Origin of the sequence: Devosia sp. (genome assembly GCF_017307565.1) — a bacterium.
In the GTDB taxonomy this organism is placed as follows: domain Bacteria; phylum Pseudomonadota; class Alphaproteobacteria; order Rhizobiales; family Devosiaceae; genus Devosia.
The window spans coordinates 1-3,687 of the sequence record NZ_JAFKHD010000112.1; the positions used below are offsets into that span (position 1 = coordinate 1).

A 3,687-nucleotide genomic window follows, 5' to 3' on the forward strand; every position below is an offset into this window, starting at 1 on the left:
GTGCCCGGTGTTTCGTCAAGCGGCGCGGTGCGCGCCAGGTCCGGGCCGACCGTGTCGAGCACGTCGCGGATGGAGCGGTTGACCAGCTCTGCCCTACGGCGCGAGGGGGCGGTGTCGTGGTCGATGATGAGGGCAAGCCCGCCGCCTTCCTGCGGCTCGATTTCAAAACCCTGGATAATGACGGTCTGGTCGGGCGCGCCGAAGGGAATGCGGGTGAGATTGGCTTGGCCCTCGGCCTCGATCTCGGCATGGATGCTGTCGATCAGGCTCGGTGTGAGAAGATCGCTGAGCAGCGTCTGGCCTGTCTCGATGCGGTGGCCGGAAAGTTGGCTCGCCAGCTGATTGGCATAGATGATGCGGCCCGCTTCATTGGCGCAGACAAGGCCCACCGACACGGTATCGAGAAGGCGCGACATGCGGTGTTGGGAGAGGCGCAGGGCGTCTTCGACGCGGACGCGGCGGTCGATCTCCTGCTTGAGTTCGGCATTTTCGCGCGCCTGAAACTGGGCGCGGGAGGCCGAGAGAAGGGTGGCGATGCGGGCCAGCAGCTCGTCCTTGACGAAGGGCTTGCACACATAGTCATTGGCGCCGCTTTCGAAGCCGGCGAGCAGGTCACGCGTGCGGCTGCGGGCGGTGAGCATGATGATCGGCAATTCGTGCAGCGAAAAGCGTTCGCGCAGCTTTTGCGCCACCTCGAGCCCGGAAAGGCCGGCCATCATCACGTCGAGAATGATGAGGTCGGGCTTTTGTTTGGCCACAGCTTCAAGCGCTTCGGTGCCGTTGCGGGCCGCTTCAAAACGGTAACCGAGCGGCTGGAGCACGTTGCGCAGCACCTGGATATTGACCGGCTCGTCATCGACGACGAGCAGATGCGGCCCGTCCTTGGCGGCAAAGGGGGCATCGGGCATGACCGGCAGGTCGATGGTGCCGCTGCCGGGGTCGGCCAAAAGTTCGATGGCGCTGAGTTCGGCGCCGGGCGGGGCCATGGGGAGCGCGAGGCGGAAGACGGAGCCTTCCCCGAGGGTGCTCGTGGCAAAGAGTTTGCCATGCATGGCATGGGCGAGCTGGCGGGCAATGGTGAGGCCGAGGCCGGAGCCCTCGATCTCGCTGCCGCTGGCGCGTTCGAGCGGCTGGAAGACGCGTTCGAGACTGTCCGCGGCAATGCCGATGCCGGTATCGCTGATGGCGATTTCGATCTCGTTTCCGGCCTTGCGGGCGCTGACGCAGACAGTGCCATTGCCGGTATATTTGATGGCATTGCCGACGAGATTGTAGAGGATCTGTTCGAGGCGCACCGGGTCGGCCTCGAGATAGGGCAGGTCGTCTTCGAGTTCGACCTTGATGCTGACCGGCTCGCCCCAGACCATGGTCTGCGCCACCGACAGCACGTTCCTGAGGGAGGTGGGCAGGTGCACGGCATGGATGTCGAGCTTCATCCGGCCCTGGCGGATGCGGTAGAGATCGAGAAGATCATCGACGAGGCGCGAGAGGCGGCGGGCCGAAAAGGTGATGAGTTCCAACTGGCTGCGTTGCAGCGCGGTTAGTTCGCCCGCCGCGCCTGTCGCGAGGGTTCCCGATATGCCGATGATGCCATTGAGCGGGGTGCGCAATTCGTGGCTGGTATTGGCAACGAACGCGTCCTTCTGCCGGTCGGCCTCTTCGAGTTCGGCATTTTTCTCGGCGATGACGCGGACCTGAAGTTCCAGTTCCTGGTTCTTCTGGCCGATCAGGGTCAGCTGATCGCGCACCGCCATGCGCATGCGGCCAAAACTGGTGGCAAGGCGCGCCAGTTCGTCCGGGCGCGCAATCCTGGGAATGTCGAGATCGAGCCGGCCGGCGGCGATGGATTCGGCGGCATCGGCGAGGGTGCCGAGCGAGGCCGAAATCGTACGCGACAGCATGAGGGCGATGAGAAAGATCAGTGGCAGGCTGATCGCGGCGACCAGCGCCACGAACTGGGTGAGGGATTCGATCTTGGCAAAGGCGAGCCGTGTCGGCATTTCGGCCGAGAGGTGCCAGGATTGTTTTCCAAACGGCAGGACAGTCCAGGCTGCAAGCGCGCTCTCGTCGCTCGCTCCAGTTTGAAGGATATCAGCGCCCTGGCTCGACTGGCGCGAGATGGACGCCATGCGCTTGTCCCCGACCTGCAAGGCGCCGTTGGGCGGGCCCGAGATCAGCGCGCCGTCGCTGCTGGTGAGATAGATCTGGCCGGCGGCCTGGTTGCCGAACTGCCCCTGGACCACGGCATCGACGGCGCCGGCCGGCAGGCGGAAGACGGCAAGCCCGCGGGTGCGGTTATGAAAATCGATGCGCACCCCGACATAGGCGGAAAAGATGCCGGTGACGGGATCGGGGCTGAAATCGAGGAAGCCGACGCGGTTTTCGCTCGATCCGGTGAGGAGGCTCTCGGTCAACTGCCCGAGGGGCGTGGTGCGGAAACTGGTCGCGACATCTGCGCCGAGATAACCGTCTTTTTCGACGGAATAGACGACGCGCGCATTGGCGTTGATCAGGTAGAGATTGTCGAATTCCGAGGTGCGCACGAAGCCCAGATAGTCCTCGTGAAAACGGTTGTGCGCATTGGCATATTCGAGCGCATTGCGCAGCAGCGGGCCGCCCATTTCGCCGGGTTGCCCGCTCCCGCCTTCGTCGAGTTCGAACACATCCTGCAAGACGCGCTGCGCCTTGTCGGGCGAGGCGTCTATCATGCGGAAGGCGAAGGAGAAGCCGTAGAACTCGCCGACCGAATAGCGGACGGTATTGGACTTGGTCAGGGCCTCGGCCTGGCGGAGCGAGAACAGCAGATATTGCTCGATCTCGGCATGCTTTGCGTCGCGCACGAACTGCAGCTGGGCAAAGGTTTCGTCGCGAAGGCTGGTCGTCAGCGTGGTGACGAGGGCCCAGAAGGTGAGCGAGAGCGGCACGGCCATGACGGCCATGAAGATCAGGAACAGCCGCCCGCGGAAATTCGACGGCCAGAGAGCCGGCAATTGCATGTCTTCTCCCTCCCGGTCTGTCTCATCTCCCCAGATGAGACCACTTCAAACCAGCCGCCCTGTAGCCGCTCACGCGCGCTAGTACTTTGTTTTTGCTTGTGTCCTCATCCAGAGGCAAAATCGGCCTTAGACGAGACTGTGCTGGTTTTGCCGATTTTTACGGCAGTTTTGACGATTTTGGCGGCATGACTCTATCACCACTCTAGTGCCAATTAGATACCAATCGCAACTCATGCGATGCATCCGGCCTCGACGCCGGATCGGAGGAACATTTTGGGAGGAGTTCTTATGAACTTGAAGAAGCTTGCCCTCATGGGCTTGGCGAGCACGGCTATTCTGCCCGCTGCACAGGCGCAGGAAGCCATTCTGACCGCAGTGCCGCAGCAGCTGACCGCCTGGGTTGAGAACTACAACCCGATGAACGCCACCACGGTCCTGCCGACCGTGCAGGACTTCATGTATGAGCCGCTGGTCGTCTTCAACGCCATCAAGGGCGGCGAGGCGAACTACCGCCTGGCTTCTGCCTATGCCTATTCCGACGACGGCCTCTCGCTGACCTTTACCATGCGCGATGGCGCCAAATGGTCGGACGGCGAGCCGCTGACGGCCAAGGACGTCGCCTTCACCTTCAACATGATCAAGCAATTCCCCGCTCTCGACCTGCGCGCCGTCTGGCCCAAGCTCGAAGGCG

Annotated in this window: 2 protein-coding genes; one reads left to right on the plus strand and one right to left on the minus strand. The window is 62.8% G+C overall.

Annotated elements, in window-relative coordinates:
• Nucleotides 1–2,996, minus strand: a 2,996-nt coding sequence (locus J0I64_RS03295) for a response regulator (RefSeq protein ID WP_291406195.1), incomplete at its 3' end; no start/stop codon positions are given.
• A gap of 288 nt (nucleotides 2,997–3,284) precedes the next feature.
• On the opposite strand from J0I64_RS03295, the gene J0I64_RS03300 reads away from it, so the two are divergent.
• On the plus strand, nucleotides 3,285–3,687 hold a 403-nt coding region (locus tag J0I64_RS03300; RefSeq protein WP_291406196.1), incomplete at its 3' end, for an ABC transporter substrate-binding protein.